General features: G+C 40.9%; 15 protein-coding genes. 10 read left to right on the top strand and 5 right to left on the bottom strand.

All coding sequences use genetic code 11. The features are described from left to right. The first annotated feature begins 226 nt into the window (after positions 1-226). From VB654_RS19625 to VB654_RS19610, 4 genes are all read left to right on the top strand, one after another. Positions 227-874 (top strand): histidine phosphatase family protein, encoded by a 648-nt coding sequence (locus tag VB654_RS19625; protein ID WP_323215485.1) that lies wholly within the window; start codon positions 227-229, stop codon positions 872-874. Positions 875-1,023: 149 nt separating this feature from the next. Beyond that, positions 1,024-2,049, top strand: coding sequence for a glucokinase (locus VB654_RS19620; protein ID WP_323215484.1), 1,026 nt, complete (start codon positions 1,024-1,026; stop codon positions 2,047-2,049). A 42-nt stretch (positions 2,050-2,091) separates the two neighbouring features. Further along, positions 2,092-2,664 (top strand): hypothetical protein, encoded by a 573-nt coding sequence (locus tag VB654_RS19615; RefSeq protein ID WP_323215483.1) that lies wholly within the window; start codon positions 2,092-2,094, stop codon positions 2,662-2,664. Positions 2,665-2,848: 184 nt separating this feature from the next. After that, positions 2,849-3,949, top strand: coding sequence for a TRAP transporter substrate-binding protein (locus tag VB654_RS19610; protein WP_323215510.1), 1,101 nt, complete (start codon positions 2,849-2,851; stop codon positions 3,947-3,949). Between the two features lie 133 nt (positions 3,950-4,082). Here the strand turns inward: VB654_RS19610 and VB654_RS19605 are convergent, their stop codons facing one another. Then, a complete protein-coding gene (locus VB654_RS19605) occupies positions 4,083-5,420 on the bottom strand; it encodes a TRAP transporter large permease subunit (protein ID WP_323215482.1) in 1,338 nt (445 codons plus the stop codon). Next, complete coding sequence (locus tag VB654_RS19600; protein ID WP_323215481.1) at positions 5,404-5,958, bottom strand: TRAP transporter small permease subunit; 555 nt, start codon at positions 5,956-5,958, stop codon at positions 5,404-5,406. Before VB654_RS19600 ends, VB654_RS19605 begins: the two co-directional genes overlap by 17 nt. A gap of 141 nt (positions 5,959-6,099) precedes the next feature. On the opposite strand from VB654_RS19600, the gene VB654_RS19595 reads away from it, so the two are divergent. The 4 genes from VB654_RS19595 (at position 6,100) to VB654_RS19580 (ending at position 10,270) form a co-directional block, all read left to right on the top strand. Beyond that, positions 6,100-6,699: a cytochrome b/b6 domain-containing protein gene (locus VB654_RS19595; RefSeq protein ID WP_323215480.1), complete on the top strand. Its 600-nt coding sequence runs from the start codon at positions 6,100-6,102 to the stop codon at positions 6,697-6,699. A gap of 127 nt (positions 6,700-6,826) precedes the next feature. Then, positions 6,827-7,534 (top strand): molybdopterin-dependent oxidoreductase, encoded by a 708-nt coding sequence (locus tag VB654_RS19590; RefSeq protein ID WP_323215479.1) that lies wholly within the window; start codon positions 6,827-6,829, stop codon positions 7,532-7,534. Positions 7,535-7,631: 97 nt separating this feature from the next. Then, positions 7,632-9,071 carry a bifunctional orotidine-5'-phosphate decarboxylase/orotate phosphoribosyltransferase gene (locus VB654_RS19585; RefSeq protein WP_323215478.1) on the top strand — a complete coding sequence of 480 codons (1,440 nt, stop codon included), beginning with the start codon at positions 7,632-7,634 and terminating at the stop codon, positions 9,069-9,071. A 101-nt stretch (positions 9,072-9,172) separates the two neighbouring features. Then, complete coding sequence (locus VB654_RS19580; protein WP_323215477.1) at positions 9,173-10,270, top strand: AI-2E family transporter; 1,098 nt, start codon at positions 9,173-9,175, stop codon at positions 10,268-10,270. A 228-nt stretch (positions 10,271-10,498) separates the two neighbouring features. Here the strand turns inward: VB654_RS19580 and VB654_RS19575 are convergent, their stop codons facing one another. Next, the gene (locus VB654_RS19575) at positions 10,499-11,557 is read right to left on the bottom strand and encodes a DMT family transporter (protein WP_323215476.1); all 1,059 of its coding nucleotides are present in this window, start codon (positions 11,555-11,557) and stop codon (positions 10,499-10,501) included. Positions 11,558-11,814: 257 nt separating this feature from the next. On the opposite strand from VB654_RS19575, the gene VB654_RS19570 reads away from it, so the two are divergent. Beyond that, positions 11,815-13,167 (top strand): histidine phosphatase family protein, encoded by a 1,353-nt coding sequence (locus VB654_RS19570; RefSeq protein WP_323215475.1) that lies wholly within the window; start codon positions 11,815-11,817, stop codon positions 13,165-13,167. Here the strand turns inward: VB654_RS19570 and VB654_RS19565 are convergent. After that, the gene (locus tag VB654_RS19565) at positions 13,162-13,323 is read right to left on the bottom strand and encodes a hypothetical protein (RefSeq protein WP_323215474.1); all 162 of its coding nucleotides are present in this window, start codon (positions 13,321-13,323) and stop codon (positions 13,162-13,164) included. The genes VB654_RS19570 and VB654_RS19565 overlap by 6 nt on opposite strands. 43 nt (positions 13,324-13,366) lie before the next feature. Here VB654_RS19565 and VB654_RS19560 point away from each other — a divergent pair, with 43 nt between their 5' ends. Next, positions 13,367-14,623, top strand: coding sequence for a dihydroorotase (locus tag VB654_RS19560; RefSeq protein WP_323215473.1), 1,257 nt, complete (start codon positions 13,367-13,369; stop codon positions 14,621-14,623). Between the two features lie 115 nt (positions 14,624-14,738). On the opposite strand, the gene era is transcribed toward VB654_RS19560, so the two are convergent. Beyond that, positions 14,739-15,713: a GTPase Era gene (gene era, locus VB654_RS19555; RefSeq protein ID WP_323215472.1), complete on the bottom strand. Its 975-nt coding sequence runs from the start codon at positions 15,711-15,713 to the stop codon at positions 14,739-14,741. Between the last annotated feature and the right edge of the window lie 474 nt (positions 15,714-16,187).

Below are 16,187 nucleotides of genomic sequence, written 5' to 3'. Positions count from 1 at the left end.
TATCGAACTTGTCGGTTAGAGGTTGAGTGTGCGGGTTGACCCTCAAAGGCTTGAGAAATTAAGAAGAATTGCCAAGCAGAAACGAAAAACTATGACTCAAATGATTGAAGACTGGATTGATAGGTTGCAGGAAGAAAAGCCGTCCTAGAAGGACAGGGCTTTAGATCCAGATTTTTGGTAAAGTAGCCCAAGGCTTTAGCCTGCGGGAAATATATCAAATTCTCTCATGAATCAAATAGTTTGGATTGCAAGACACGCTAACCGCCTCGATTTCGTCAACCCTGATTGGTTTCTCACCGCCCAAAGACGATATGATCCACCCTTGTCTGATGATGGGATAGTACAAACACAGCAGTTAGCGAAACGCCTACAAGCAGAAAAAATTGCTCATATTTTCGCTTCCCCATTTCTGCGAACTGTACAAACGGCCAACGCTGTTGCAGAAGTTTTAGATTTACCCATTAAACTAGAGACAGGTTTGAGTGAGTGGCTAAATCCAGACTGGATGACAGAAGCACCAGAAAGACTGTCAATTCCAGCCTTAGCAGAATTATTCCCCAGAATTGATACTACCTATACACCACGTATCACCGCCCAATATCCTGAAACTCACGAACAAGTACAAAAACGTTCTGGAGACACTGCTATCTGCTTGGCTACTGAATTTTATCCCCAAAATATCTTGCTGGTAGGACATGGTGCATCTGTACTGGGGGCAGCAATGGGGCTAGTAGGAGACATTGCCAAAACAGAAGTTAAGGCTTCTTTATGTTCTTTAGTGAAAGTCGTTCGCCAAGGAACTGAATGGTTGCTAGAACTAAAGGGAGATACTTCCCATTTGACAGAGATAGAGTCAGTAATTCGATTTGCTTAAATCATAACTCGCTCCATCCTGAGTTTACTCTACAGAAAATAGGCTTTTCATTGAATTTTGCATGGTCTGTTTATTTACGCCGACTTGTACTAGATTTATCTGTGGGTCGAACCAAAATCCAAAATCTAAAATCTAAAATCTAAAATTGTATGACCTTGTTACTAGCAGGAGACATCGGCGGTACGAAAACTATTTTGCGGTTGGTGGACGCATCAGACTCCCTAGAGTTAAAGACTATTTGTGAGGAAACTTACCGCAGTGGGGATTTTCCAGATTTAGTCCCGTTAGTGCAGCAGTTTTTGACCAAGGCTAATACCCCCGTACCACACAAGGCTTGTTTTGCGATCGCAGGGCCAGTGGTAGATAATACAGCCAAGCTGACCAATTTAACCTGGTTTCTCGATACCGACCGTTTAAAACAAGAATTAGGCATTGATTCCTTATGTCTAATTAATGACTTTGCGGCTGTGGGTTACGGCATTTTTGGGTTAAGTAAAAAAGATTTGCTGACTTTGCAAGTTGGTAAACATAAATTAGCAGCACCCATTGCCATTATTGGGGCTGGGACTGGCTTAGGTCAAGGATTTTTGATTAAACAAGGTAACTACTATCAAGTCTTTCCCTCAGAGGGCGGACACGCTGATTTTGCCCCCCGCAGCGAGTTGGAATTTCAGCTATTGAAATACCTCCTGGATAAACATGATATCCAGCGTGTTTCTGTAGAAAGGGTAGTTTCAGGACAGGGAATTGTCGCCATTTACCAATTTCTGCGCGACAGAAAAATATCGGGTGAATCCCCAGAAATCGCCCAAGTTGTCAGAACCTGGGAACAAGAAGCCGGACAGCAAGAAAAAAGCGTTGATCCCGGTGCAGCCATTGGTGCAGCCGGACTCCAAGGAAGCGATCGCCTGTCAGTACAAACCTTACAATTATTTGTAGACATTTATGGTGCAGAAGCCGGCAATCTTGCCCTGAAATTATTACCTTACGGGGGGTTATATATTGCTGGTGGTATTGCGCCCAAAATCCAAACCCTGCTGCAAAACGGTAGTTTTTTGTTAAACTTCAGCCAAAAAGGGAGGATGCGCCCCATCCTCGAAGATATACCCGTACACATTATTCTCAATCCACAAGTGGGGCTAATTGGTGCAGCTTTACGTGCCGCTAGGCTATAACAACTAGCATCGGTAATATCTGCATTTGTAATAGCTAGAATTATGACTTTTAAAGTTTTGTTACCACTTATCACCGCCACTGTTATCTATGGTGGATCTGCCTTAGTAGAAGCAAATCAACCGCAACCTCCAGTTGTACAGCCACAATGGAAGATATTCACTGCCCCAGACAAGCGCTTTAGTGTTTTGATGCCAGGAAAGCCAGAGAGGAATATTGAAACCCAAAAAACCTACATGGGGGAAATTAACTTAGAAATCTTTGTTGTCGAACCTCCCCAGCAGGAAGTAGCCTACTTAGTTGTTTATAATGATTTTCCTTATAATTACGGTCAAATGGCTACTCCTCAAAAAATACTGAATAATGCCAGGGATATGGCTTTAAAAACTACGCAAAGTAATTTAATTAGTCAGCGTAATATTCGTAGTTCTAATGGACATCCCGGCAAAGAAATTGAGTATGTCAACGCTGGTGGTAAAATCACGAGAAATAGAATGTTTGTTGCTGATGGTCGTTTGTATCAAGTAATGGCGATCGCGAGTAAAAAACAGCATCCCACTTTAGCTAGAACCATTACAGGGTATTTAAATTCCTTTCATCTCGTTTTGCAAAAGTGAGATTAATTACTGGGGATCGGGAACTAAAGATGGTGATACAAGCCAAATTTCTTCCCCCCCGCACCCTGCGCCCTGCCCCCCTGCCTCTTCCCCCCTGCCTCTTCAATGGGGTTTTTTTATTTCTAGTATCAACAAATTGCCAAAAACTGGTAAATTACCGTATTACCTTTGAGTACTTTCCATGATCAAACGTCGAAAAATTATTAATACAGCTGCGATCGCCACTGCAACAGCTGTAACATTAGGTTCCTGTGCGCGCACCCAAACCGCCGCCAACGTGCAAACTGGACTGCCCAATGTCCGGTGGCGAATGGCAACCAGCTGGCCGAAATCTCTAGGAATTTTTAGCGGCGCAGACATAGTTGCCAAGCGAGTCCGAGAAATGACCAACGGACGTTTCACCATTACACCCTTTGCGGCAGGAGAGGTAGTTCCGGGACTACAAGTCATGGACGCTGTGCAAGCCGGAACAGTGCAATGCGGACACACAGCCGGTTATTATTACATCGGTAAAAACTTAGCTTTAGCCTTTGCCACCTCCGTACCTTTCGGCTTAAACGCCCAACAGCAGAACTCCTGGCTGTATCATGGTGGGGGACTAGAAGCCATGCAAAAAATTTACAGCGACTTCAATATAATTAACTTTCCGGCTGGTAACACTGGGGCGCAGATGGGAGGATGGTTTAAAAGAGAAATTAACACTGTTGCTGACCTCCAAGGTTTAAAAATGCGTATTCCAGGAATAGGTGGACAAGTTATATCTCGCATGGGTGTGAGTGTGCAAGTCTTACCTGGAGGCGAAATTTTCTTAGCACTAGATAGAGGTGCAATTGATGCAGCTGAGTGGGTAGGCCCTTACGATGACGAAAAACTTGGTTTACACAAAGCCGCCGACTTTTACTATTATCCAGGCTGGTGGGAACCAGGCCCCACAATAGAAGTGCTGGTTAACCGTAGTGCTTGGGACAAATTACCCCCAGAATACCAAGCCATCTTCAAAACAGCGACTTATGAAGCCAACATGAATATGCTAACTGAATATGATGCCTTGAATGGTCAAGCACTTTCGAGATTAATCGCCGGCGAGACTAAATTAGTTTCCTTCAGCCCAGAAATTATGCAAGCAGCCCAAACAGCCTCCTTTGAATTCTTAGAAGAAAATGCTAGTAAAGACGCAACTTTCAAAGAAGTTTATGAACAATGGAAAGGATTCCGTAAACAAGTTTTCGACTGGAACCGTGTGAATGAATTGAGTTATGCCAATTTCGCCATCTCCAATAGTTAAAGATTGGGTAGGGGCGGGTTAACAAATATCATTAAACACAGAAGGCAGGCAGGATGCCCACCCCAAAATATTAATCAACCCGCATCTACTGGAGAATGGGAGGACAAATTTTCCAATGACCAATGACCAATCCTTATTTTCCCAAGTTAGGTAAAAAACTCACAATACCGGGGAAAGTGATAATCAAGACCAAAACTAGCATTTGCAGCAAAATAAATGGGATAACACCGCGATAGATGTCAGATGTAGTGATTTCTGGCGGTGCGACACCACGCAGGTAAAACAACGCAAAACCAAAGGGAGGTGTGAGGAAAGAAGTTTGGAGATTCGCTCCCAAAATCACACCATACCAAACCAAGTCAATGTTTAATTGTTGGGCTACCGGCACAAATAGAGGTATGACAATAAAGGCAATCTCGAAAAAGTCGATAAAAAAGCCGAGAATAAATACCGTTGCCATGCTGACAATCAAAAAGCCGACTGTACCACCGGGAAGATTGGCCAGGACATCAAACATAAATTGATCGCCATTGATTCCCCGGAATACTAAACTAAAGGCCGTGGAACCCAACAAAATAAATAGCACCATACTGGTGATTTTTAAAGTGGTATCACAAACCCCACGTAAAGATTCTAAGGTAAGTTGACGGTTTGCAGCAGCAAGTGCGATCGCGCCAGCACAACCTACAGCCCCCGCTTCTGTCGGCGTAGCAAAGCCAAAAAAGATACTTCCTAAAACCAATAAAATTAGAATCAACGGCGGTAGCATCACCTGAATTATCCGTTTTACCAAAGCTTTACCACCAATTTCTCGTACCTCAGCAGGCAAAGCCGGGGCTAAATCGGGCTTTAAAAATGCCACAATCAGCACATGAAGGGCAAACGCACCAGCCATCATCAAACCGGGAATCAGTGAACCAATAAACAAATCACCAACGGAAATCCCCAACTGATCACCCAGTACCACCAAAACAACACTCGGCGGGATAATTTGCCCCAAAGTCCCCGATGCCGCAATCACACCCGTTGCTAATTGTTTGTCATATCCATAGCGCAGCATAATTGGCAGAGAAATTAAACCCATCGCCACTACCGTTGCCGCTACTACCCCAGTAGTTGCAGCCAACAGCGCCCCCACCAACACCACCGCTAAAGCTAGTCCACCACGTAAGCGTCCCAACACAATCCCCATTGTTTCTAACAAATTCTCAGCTATCCCAGATTTCTCCAGCATTGACCCCATGAAGATAAAATAAGGGATAGCTAACAAAGTGTAATTAGCCATAATGCCAAAAATGCGCTGTGGCATAGCAGTGAGAAATATCGGGTCAAATACACCCAGAGAAATTCCCACTATGCCAAATAAAATTGACACCCCACCCAGAGAAAAAGCTACAGGATATCCCAGCGATAGCAGCACTAAAGCCCCGGCAAACATCACTGGCCCAAGCCATTCATAATCCAGTGTCATGATTTTCCTCCTGGGGTTCTAGTCTGCCTTGAAGAATTGCCAAGTTTTTGATTGCCTGAGAAATTCCCTGGAAAATCAACAACACAAAGGAGACGATAATCATGGTTTTGATGGGGTAGCGGGGTAAACCATCAGGATCTGGCGATGTTTCCCAAATTTGCCACGAAGCCAAGACAGTATCCCAGGAAAAAAATATTACCATGATACAAAATGGAATCAGAAATAAAACTGTCCCCAATAAGTCTGCCAGTGCTTTGCGCCGGGGCGGCCAATTGCTGTAAAACACATCAACGCGGACGTGTTCATTGTGCTTTAAGGTATAGCCTGCACCCAACAAAAAAATTAAGTCAAAAATATACCATTGGGCTTCTATGTAAGCGTTAGAAGTTAAATTAACGCCAATAAACCGCCCCAGGTATCGTCCTGAAACATTCCATACACCAAGAATGACCATAACTAGCACTAGCCAACCAGTCAGTTTGCCAATGCGTTCAGTACAGACATCAATTATTCTGGCTATCTTTAATAGTTTTTCCAAAGATTATTTCACCCTTTTCAATTGCTGTAAGTGTAGTTTACAACTCAAGATTGCCGAAAAATCGTCTTTGTTAATTCAAACTTGGTGTCTGAGAAGTGTGAATATGAGAAAATTAACATAGGTAAATTTTATATTTATTCAATGACTTCAAACGTTCCCTCTCCCAAAGGAAAATTACATCATCAAGCTATAGGCGCTAAGATATTCCACTCTGTTAATATTATTAGCCTATTTCTCATGCTCACCAGTGGGCTACAAATTTATAATGCCAACCCTGTGTTTGGCGGACGTGCTGGTTTACACATTCCCCCTATATTTACATTAGGAGGTTGGTTAGCGGGGGGTAGACACTGGCACTTTGCGGCTATGTGGTTATTCTCTTTAAATCTCCTCTGGTATGGAATTTATGTTTTAATTACCCGACGCTGGCGACGTAGATTTGTTGGTGTCAATGACCTGAAAGCATTACAAAAAACTCAAAATCCCCAGCGTTTAGCTTATGCGTGGCATCGCATTACATATACAGCAATTATTCCGATTTTACTGTTAGCATTACTTACAGGCATAGGGATGTATAAACCTGCTCAATTTCCTTGGATTGTAGATATGTTTGGCGATTGGCAAGCATTACGAATCGTGCATTTTTCATCAGTGCCATTGGTAATTGTATTTACAGTTATTCATTCATTACTAGGCAAAAAAGCTGGAGGTTCTCAACTTACAGAATCTATGTTTTGGTAAATGAAGTTAATCAATATTCCTTCCAGTTTTTACAAAGCCATAAGAAACCTCACTTCAACCCTCTACTTATTAAGAATAGGGAGCATAATGGGTTTTTCACCTATTTTAGAAAATTGTCTAAAAATATATGAATTTACATTACATACAGCGTCGTCAATTTCTGAAAATTTCGGGATTATCTAGTATAAGTGTACTTTTAGGTGGTTGTGGTACACCATTATTTGAAGATATAGTCGGACCACTTTCGGAACCACTGAATCGCAAAGTCGGAGAATTAATATTTCAACCCCAAAAGCCTGTACCAGAGTTTGCATTGAGTCAAGTTAAACCAGAAGAATTGATAATTAATACTTTTAGAAGTACGCCAATTATTGATCCGGATAAATATCGTTTAATTATTGATGGTGAAGTTAACAACCCTCTTAGTCTCAGTTTGGCGGAAATTCAAGCGTTACCCCTAAGTTCTATGATTATTCGTCATGTTTGTGTAGAAGGTTGGGCGGCCATAGTGCAGTGGGGTGGTGTCTGTCTCCGAGAAATTATCGCTCTTGCTCAACCTCAAGCTAATGTCCGGTTTGCTTATTTTAAATCGGCTGATGGTTATTATGAAAGTTGGGATATAGCTTCGGCTTTACATCCTCAAACTTTGTTAGCTTATGAAAAAAACGGTGAAGCTTTACCTGTTGATAATGGTGCGCCTTTACGTTTAGCTTCGCCGATTAAACTTGGTTATAAGCAGAGTAAATGGGTGACTAAAATCTCGCTGTTGAGTAGCTTATCACCATTTAAGGGTTACTGGGAAGACCAGGGTTATGATTGGTTTGCAGGACTTTAGATGATTTTAAAGGGAAGCAGGGAAGGTGGAAACAGGAGATGAAAAGGACTAAAGTCCTGACTACGAACTTTAATTATTTACTTAGGTAATAATCAGAATGAACTTTTTTGATAAATTGCATGGTAGCATATCACAAAATAAAAGCTTACTTTTTGTAGGACTTGACCCAAATCCAGAGATGATGCCAAAATATTATAAATCTCAGGATGTGATCTCTGATTTGCATAATTGGTTACAATTTATTATTACCGAAACGGCTGATTTTGTCTGTGCTTATAAACCAACATTAGGATTTTATGAGGCTTTGGGGATTCCGGGTTTAGAATTGCTACAAAAAACTTTAGCCGCTATTCCCAGCCATATTCCGATTATTTTAGATGCTAAACATAGTGACTTAAATACCAGTACTGTTTTTGCTCGCACGGTATTTACAGAATGGAATATAGATGCCATTACTCTTAGTCCCTACACAGGTCAAGATCATGTAGCACCTTTTTTATTTTATCCTGATAAAGCGGTATTTATTTTATGTTGTACTTCCAATCCAGGGGCAGAAGCTTTACAGCAATATCCCACAAATGAATCACCTGTTTATTTGCAGGTAGTGAAGGAGTCAAAAAATTGGGGGACTCCAGAACAATTGGGTTTAGAAGTAGGTACTACAAATTCTGAAGTTTTGGCATTAATTCGGGCAGTTGCACCGGAAAGAATAATTATGGCGCGTAGTATTTGGGCGGAAGGGAGTAATTTAAATCAAATTTTAGAAGCAGGCTTGAGTGCTAATGGTGATGGGTTATTGATTCCTGTTCCTCAAGATATGTTGAGTCAACCAAAATTAGCTGAAAATATCCAGGTGTTGCGTGCAAAAATTAATCAAGCGAAAACTGAAATTGTTCTTGATGCTTCTACCTGTGCTGTGTGGCTACCTGATGTTTGTGTTGTGAATCAGCATCCCCAACAAGATTTAATTTTACAACTTTATGATATTGGTTGTATTATGTTTGGTAGTTTTGTGCAAGCATCGGGAGCGATTTTTCCTTATTACATCGATTTACGGAAAATTATCTCTAATCCCCAGGTTTTTAATCAGGTTTTGATTGCTTACGAAGAGATTTTAACTTCTCTGAATTTTGACCGGTTGGCTGGTATTCCCTACGGTTCTTTGCCAACTGCTACTGGTTTATCTTTGCGTCTCCATTGTCCGATGATTTATCCCCGCAAGGAGGTAAAAGCACACGGAACTCGGAGGTTAATTGAGGGGAATTTTTATCCTGGTGAAACTGTGGTGGTGGTTGATGATATTTTGATCACTGGCAAAAGTGTGATGGAAGGTGCGGAAAAGTTAAAGTCAGCAGGATTGAATATTCAGGATATTGTAGTGTTAATTAATCATGAAAATGGTGTGAAATCTAGGTTGCTAGATAATGGTTATCGAGGTCATTCTGTTTTCACTCTTTCGGAAATTACAGAAACACTATATCAGGTAGGTAGAATTAGTCAGGAACAGTTTTTAGCTTTTAAAGAAAGTGAAGGTTAGCTAAAAATCACTAAATTCTTGGAGAAGTCGGGGATCTGAATCTCTCAATGGAAAGCAAATCAGATAAGATTACTATATTAACTTAATTTATCATATTATTTATGTCTATTTCACTGAAAGAATTGCTTAAATGGTTAATATTAACGTTGCTTTTTCCGCTAGTATTTCTTAATTTTTGGCTAATATTTCTATTTTTAAGTTCTTTTCAATCTCTGGTGACAATTTTTATATTGGCTACGCTGCTGGCTTTTGTTTTGAATTATCCTGTGACATTTTTTCAGCAAGTTGGTGTTAAAAGAAATTATGCGATCGCTTTAGTATTGATATCTGCTTTGGTAATTTTTGCTGTTGTTGGTTTAATTTTGTTACCTATCGTTTTGCCGCAATTGAACGAAATGGCTAAATTACTGCCTGAATGGATTGATGGCAGTGAGGAAAAAATTAAACTGCTCGATAATTGGGCTATTAGCCACGAATTAAAAATTAATTTTAGTCAGATTATCAGTAATTTCATTGAGCGTTTACCAGATGAATTAGAGAATTTAACGGATAAACTTTTCAGCATTGTGATAGAAACTATTGATAGTGTTTCTGATATTTTAATTACAATAGTATTAACTTTTTATATTCTATTAGATGGTCCCAGAATTTGGGCAGGGATATTTAAAAAGTTGCCTTGGAGTTTTACTGAAAAAGTGCAGCGATCGCTTCAGCAGAATTTTCAAAATTATTTGATTGGCCAGGTGACTTTAGCATCATTGATGGGATTTTTACTAACAGTTATATTTTTAGTTTTTCAAGTTCAGTTCGGTTTAATATTTGGTTTGGGAGTGGGGATATTTAGTTTAATTCCCTTTGGTGATGTTGCTAGTATCAGTTTAATTACTTTAATCATAGCGTCACACAATTTTTGGTTGGCAGTCAAAATTCTAGCTGTAGCTGTGGTGACAGACCAGTTCATCGACCAAGCGATCGCACCTCGGCTTTTAGGTAGATTTACAGGACTAAGGCCAATATGGGTGTTAGTTGCTTTGTTGCTAGGAACCTATATTGGCGGGTTATTGGGTTTATTAATTGCTGTACCCATAGCTGGATTTATTAAAGATGCCTTAGATGGTTTTTCTCAGTCTGATGATCGCGATGGTGCTGTTACAGATGCAGAAATCCCAGAGATATTAAATCAGGAACCCACATCTTAATAGTCTAAGCTTTTTGACTTCCGCCCTGCGGCCTCTGCCTGATCCTCGGTCTAAGAATTGATTGAGTATTGAGTAGCCAGTGGCAGAACTCAGCAGCAATGACAGAATTGAAAAATCAATCAGCATGATGAATACAAGTTATGAAAAGATAATCAGCTTAAAATTCCAGCTTATATTACCTCTGAAAAACTTGATTCAGTCTGAGGTCTGAATTTGTCTGCCAAAATGTTAAATTCCTTTAAATCCCACTTCCGCTTCTATTTCTTGTTGTACTGGTGCAGATTTTATAGCATCTGGGGTAACTCGGCGACGATTCTTTTGCCAAATTCCAAATTGGCTGAAAAATATCCCCACTAAAATCACACTACCGCCGATATATTGACCAGGAGTAGGGGTTTCACCCAGAATGAAATAAGCGGCTAAGATACCTGCAACGGGGGTAAATGAGCCAACCAAGGAAGCTACAGACACAGTAGAATCTCTCAACCCCTTCACCCAAAATGATTGACCTAAAACGATAATTACCACGCCATAAAACAGCATCCACTGCCACAGCAAAGGCGAGAGTACATCCATAAAATGCTCGCTACCATAAAGCACAATTGCACTGAAGAAAAAGATGACAGTTCCTAATGCAGTCCGAAAAATGTTGTAGATTCCTATAGGGACACTGGAGAGATGCTGTTTACTAATGATTGTGGATACCGCTACAGCGACTGAGGCGATCGCTGTCAAAAATTCCCCGATTCCTAAATTGAACCCTCCAACGTTCATCATGGCTTGTTCTGGTGTCTGAATGAAGATAGCGAGAATCACACCCACAAATGCGGCGATCGCCCCGACAATTTCCCAAAGATTCACTCGTTCTTTCAACAACCAAAAGGATAAAGCCAAAACCAACGGCGGTTCCAGTCTACCAACCAAAATAATATTGTTAACTTCAGTTAACTCTAGTGCTTGGAAAATCAAACTGGGAGCAATAGCTCCTGATAGGATAGCTACCACAGTCAAAATTAACCAATTCTTGCGGGATATTTGCTTTAAAGTGGCTTTATTCCACTGTCGCCTATAGATAAAAGTCAGAACCATCAAAGCGCAGAGATTTCCCACAAATAAAACATTACACAATGAAATCGGATTGCGACCATCTATTAAGTTTTGGGAACCGATTTCTGTTAGCTTGCGAGTAACTGCACCAGATCCTCCAAAAATCAAGATTGCTAGCCAGAGATAGGCTTGTCCGGGAATAGTTTTTATTTGAGAAACCCATTTTTTCTGACTACTCACATCTTGCACCACGGAAACTAAAACGCTGTCGATTATACTAGACTTTGTTGATTAAGTCAAAATAATTCGTAATTCGTAGGTAGAATCAGTGAGGACTATCTGAACAAATGCTGAGTTGAGACTGAATGTTTTGCAGGGATAATGGGTAGCATTGACTAGGGCGCTGAAGATGTCCACCCACAATAGCCATTTATTGTGAAGTCAGCTGCTGTAATCGTTGTAGAATTATTCCTTTAGATATTAGGAGGGCAAGACAGATGACTCGTGTCATCATTGTGCGCCACGGACAAAGCAGCTATAACACCGAGCGGCGAATCCAAGGACGCACCGATGTGTCAAGATTAACAGAAAAAGGTTGTGCAGATGCCAGTAAAGTAGGAAAAGCCCTCAGCAATATTTCATTTAATGCTATTTATAGCAGTCCTCTCCAGCGAGCCAAAAAAACAGCCGAGATTATTTACAGTGAGTTGGCAACTGATTCTAAAAAGTCTGTTGTGCCGCAAATTTCCCCTCAGCTGATGGAAATTGATTTGCCTTTGTGGGCAGAAATGCTCAGTGCTGATGTCAAGGACAAATTTACCGAAGACTACCGCATCTGGAAAGAATTTCCCCATGAACTGCGGATGTTGGTAAAAGATGGAGAAGGAACGAAAGAACATTTTCCTGTCCTTGCTATCTATCAACAAGCTCGGTTATTTTGGCAAGAAATTTTGTCACGCCATCAAGGGGAAACTATCTTGATAGTTGGGCATAACGGCATTAATCGCGCCTTGATTAGTACAGCTTTAGATATTCCCCCTAGTCGCTACCATTGCCTCCAACAATCTAACTGTAATATCAGTGTCTTGAATTTTGTCGGTAATCTAGGTGAACCAGTCCAACTAGAATCGATGAATCAGACGCAACACCTGGGAGAAACTTTTCCCTCCTTGCGACCGAATCATCAAGGAGTACGATTGTTGTTGGTACGTCATGGTGAAACCGAATGGAATCGCCAAACCAGATTTCAAGGTCAAATTGATATTTCCTTGAATGATAATGGTAAGAAACAGGCACAAACAGCCGGCGAATTTCTGCAAAATGTGGAAATTGACTTTGCTGTTAGTAGTTCCATGCTGCGTCCAAAAGAAACAGCAGAACTAATATTAAGTCACCACCCTAGTGTAAATTTAGAATTACAAGATGGTTTAAGAGAAATTAGTCACGGACTTTGGGAAGGAAAATTAGAAAAAGAGATAGAACAAGAATTTCCCGGTGATTTAGAACGTTGGCGACTTGTACCAGCAGAAGTACAAATGCCGGAAGGGGAAAACTTACAGCAGGTTTGGGAGCGTAGTGTAGCAGCTTGGAAACTAATTGTGCAAACTGCATTAACAAATCAACTCAAAACTGGATTAATAGTGGCTCACGATGCTACTAACAAAACTTTGCTGTGTCATGTTCTGGGTTTACCAACAGAAAATTTTTGGAATTTCCGCCAAGGTAATGGTGCAGTTAGCGTCATTGATTATCCATCGGGACTCGATGGTTTACCAGTGCTACAAGCAATGAACATTACCAGTCATTTGAGTGGAGGAGTACTCGATAAAACTGCGGCTGGAGCTTTATGAGGAGTGCTTCCTGAGTGCTTCCTGAGTGCTGAGTGCTGAGTGCTGAGTGAGGAGTGAGGAGTGAGGAGTAGGTAGAACAGTTATCAACCTCTGATCAAAATGAACACCAAACCACAGATAAACATCAATAAACACCGTTATTTTATCTGTGTTCATCTGTGTTCATCTGTGGTTATAAATAATCATAATTTCAAATTGTATGACAGAATTGCTAAAACAAGTAAGGGTAATTGATCCAGGTTTAGAAACTGACGAGATAGCTGATGTACTCATAGCTGATGGTAAAATTCAAGCCGTTGTTACAGAAATTTCTGATATTAGTTCTGATACTCAAATTAAAGATTGTCGGGGATTAGTTCTTGGTACTGGATTAGTTGATTTATATAGTCATTCCAGTGAACCAGGATTTGAAGAACGAGAAACCCTATCATCTTTATTACAAGGTGCTGCTGTTGGCGGTTTTACGAGAGTTAGTATTTTACCCGATACATCCCCAGCTATTGATCATCCTGCAATTGTGGCTCAGTTGCAGCAGAGGGGTGGGAAAATGGGAAATATACCCCATCTTCATGTCTGGGGTGCGATGACTCTGGATTTAGCTGGGAAGCAATTGACAGAATTAGCAGATTTAGCTGCTGCTGGTGTGGTTGGTTTTACAGACGGTCGTCCTTGGGAAAATTTAGGATTTGTGCGCCGGGTTTTGGAGTATCTCCAACCTTTCGGAAAACCTGTCGCTTTTTGGCCATGCGATCGCTTACTATCAGCCAATGGAGTCATGCGCGAAGGTACAGAAGCCCTGCGTTTAGGTTTACCGCCAATCCCAGCCAGTGCCGAAACATCTGCGATCGCTTCTTTGTTAGAATTAGTAGCAGCCATCGGTACGCCAGTCCATATCATGCGCGTCTCTACAGCCCGCAGTGTAGAACTTATCGCCTCAGCTAAGGGTGCGGGTTTACCCATCACTGCCAGCACAACTTGGATGCATTTGTTACTGGACACAAAAGCAATCAAAAGTTACGATACCAGCCTACATTTAGAACCACCTTTAGGTAATGCCAGTGATGTTGAGGCTTTGCGTGCAGGGGTAAAAGCAGGTGTGATAGATGCGATCGCCATTGATCATGCACCTTATACTTATGAAGAGAAAGTCCAAGCCTTTGCAGAATCTCCTCCCGGAGCAATTGGCTTTGAGTTAGCATTACCCTTGCTATGGCAGAATTTAGTTGAAACTGGTAAATTTACAGCTTTAGAATTATGGCAAGCTCTCAGCACCCAACCAGCAAGATGTTTGCAACAGAAACCGAGTACAATTATTCCTGATCAAAAAACCGAACTTACCTTATTTAACCCCCAGGAAATATGGAAGGTGGAAAAGAAAAATCTTCACACGCTTTCTAGTAATACACCCTGGCTAGGACAAGAAATTAAAGGGCGGGTTGTGCAAATTTGGAATTAATCAGTCAACAGTTATCAGTTATCAGTTATCAGTTATCAGTTATCAGTTATCAGGTGTAATAACTAATGACTAATAACTAATGACTAATGACTAATGACTAATGACTAATGACTATTTACTCCTCTACACGGTAGCCTAACTCGGCTAAAGTCATGCGGGATTGTCGCCATTTTGGTTGCACTTTTACGAACAATTCTAGGTAGACTTTACCAGCAATTAGCTTTTGAATTTGTTCGCGGGCTTCGCTGCCAATGGCTTTGAGCATTGAGCCACCTTTACCAATGAGAATACCTTTTTGGGAATCTCTTTCTACGTGTATGGTTGCCAGTATCCGGGTAATAGTGGGCGCTTCATCTACTCTATCAATAGCGATCGCGACTGAATGGGGAACTTCTTCACGTGTCAATAGTAAAATTTGTTCACGAATCAATTCACCCATGATAAAACGTTCTGGTTGGTCTGTCACCAAGTCGGGCGGATAGTAAAACGGCCCGGTTTCTAAATGTTCAATTAATAACTCTTGCAGTTCTGGTAATCCTGCGCTTGTCTGGGCAGAAAATTTCACTATCGGCCATTTTTGGGCTTCAGCCAAAGCTAGGTAACTATCATCAATCGGTTGAAAATTTGGGGGTTGTTGGTCAATTTTATTCAAACCCAAAATTACTGGGGTTTCAGTACGAGCCAGCAAATCGGCAATAAAGCGATCGCCTCCACCACAAGCGACTGATCCATCTACCACAAACAGTACCACATCGACTGCATCAATGGCATTTTTAGCATTTCTGACCAACACTTCCCCCAATTGATGATGGGGTTTATGAATTCCTGGCGTATCTACAAAAATTAACTGCGCCTCTGAAGTAGTTAAAATCCCTCGTAAACGATTGCGTGTAGTTTGTGCTACAGATGATGTAATCGCAATTTTTTGCCCTACTAATTGATTCATCAAAGTAGATTTACCGACATTTGGGCGACCAATAATGCCGACAAAACCTGATTTAAATTCAGGAGGAGCCTGGGGGATAGATGCTTCTCCTGACAAAGAGAAGATGTTATGATCAATACTAGTCACCTTTAGCTCCACCGTCATATATTACAGATCAGATCAGTTGATTCTTGTCTCAGATACGCAACAAACATATTTTAACCCTGGCATTTTGAAAGACTGCCCTCATACAAGTTTAATCTACTAATGGCGTACCTAGAAAGATTCTGAAATATAAGATATGGATTTTTGTTCTGTGATAATTGTTGATCATGTAAAAATTTGCTTCATCTTCCTCTCAGTAGAGAAGAAAAGTTACTGAATAGACTGCCTAAAAAATTCACCTTTATTAGTAGAAATATTAGCCAGAATTCCTTTTTTTTCCACAAACCTAAGATTTTGCTCCAGTTTCCCCCATGAAACATTAATACTAAATTCAACTTTAAAATTAAATATTGTGCATCATCTCAAGCAAATAGCATAGAAGCAAAACTTGCTTGATTGAATGTTAAGTTAAACTGCAAAAGTCAAGCTGTATGAATTGTTATAGCCATGAAGGGCGGGTGGATGAAGATTATA

Source organism: Nodularia sp. UHCC 0506 (assembly GCF_034931045.1).
In the GTDB taxonomy this organism is placed as follows: domain Bacteria; phylum Cyanobacteriota; class Cyanobacteriia; order Cyanobacteriales; family Nostocaceae; genus Nodularia.
This window is presented reverse-complemented; position numbering and strand designations above follow the sequence as displayed.

Coding starts and splice junctions, on each gene's coding strand:
- era (WP_323215472.1), bottom strand. CDS start 15,713: ATGACGGTGGAGCTAAAGGTGACTAGTATTGATCATAACATCTTCTCT.
- VB654_RS19590 (WP_323215479.1), top strand. CDS start 6,827: ATGAATTTACATTACATACAGCGTCGTCAATTTCTGAAAATTTCGGGA.
- VB654_RS19625 (WP_323215485.1), top strand. CDS start 227: ATGAATCAAATAGTTTGGATTGCAAGACACGCTAACCGCCTCGATTTC.
- VB654_RS19565 (WP_323215474.1), bottom strand. CDS start 13,323: ATGAACACAGATAAAATAACGGTGTTTATTGATGTTTATCTGTGGTTT.
- VB654_RS19620 (WP_323215484.1), top strand. CDS start 1,024: ATGACCTTGTTACTAGCAGGAGACATCGGCGGTACGAAAACTATTTTG.
- VB654_RS19560 (WP_323215473.1), top strand. CDS start 13,367: ATGACAGAATTGCTAAAACAAGTAAGGGTAATTGATCCAGGTTTAGAA.
- VB654_RS19615 (WP_323215483.1), top strand. CDS start 2,092: ATGACTTTTAAAGTTTTGTTACCACTTATCACCGCCACTGTTATCTAT.
- VB654_RS19580 (WP_323215477.1), top strand. CDS start 9,173: ATGTCTATTTCACTGAAAGAATTGCTTAAATGGTTAATATTAACGTTG.
- VB654_RS19585 (WP_323215478.1), top strand. CDS start 7,632: ATGAACTTTTTTGATAAATTGCATGGTAGCATATCACAAAATAAAAGC.
- VB654_RS19595 (WP_323215480.1), top strand. CDS start 6,100: ATGACTTCAAACGTTCCCTCTCCCAAAGGAAAATTACATCATCAAGCT.
- VB654_RS19570 (WP_323215475.1), top strand. CDS start 11,815: ATGACTCGTGTCATCATTGTGCGCCACGGACAAAGCAGCTATAACACC.
- VB654_RS19605 (WP_323215482.1), bottom strand. CDS start 5,420: ATGACACTGGATTATGAATGGCTTGGGCCAGTGATGTTTGCCGGGGCT.